At 57.2% G+C, this 215-nt stretch carries 1 protein-coding gene; it reads right to left on the bottom strand.

The window, feature by feature from the left end; translation table 11 throughout:
• The coding region (locus RGM3321_RS00010; RefSeq protein WP_244390986.1) for an IS110 family transposase at positions 1-215 on the bottom strand (215 nt) is incomplete at both ends.

Here is a 215-nt window from a genome sequence, read left to right as displayed (position 1 = left end):
CGGCGTACGGCTCCCGGACATAGCCGCGTTGTGCAGCAACCGTCGGGCTTCTGGATCGCCGCGTTTGGTCAATCGACGAGGTCCATCACTTTGCCCTGATTTGGATACTCTCAGGTCCAGCCCAAGAAACGCGATAAAGGCGTTCGCTCCGCTGAACTCGCCTCGCTGAAAAGAAGTGACCAAACGAGCTGCAGTCAGAAAGCCGATACCCTCTA

It is taken from the genome of Pseudomonas sp. RGM 3321 (genome assembly GCF_022836805.1).
Lineage (GTDB): Bacteria > Pseudomonadota > Gammaproteobacteria > Pseudomonadales > Pseudomonadaceae > Aquipseudomonas.
This window is presented reverse-complemented; position numbering and strand designations above follow the sequence as displayed.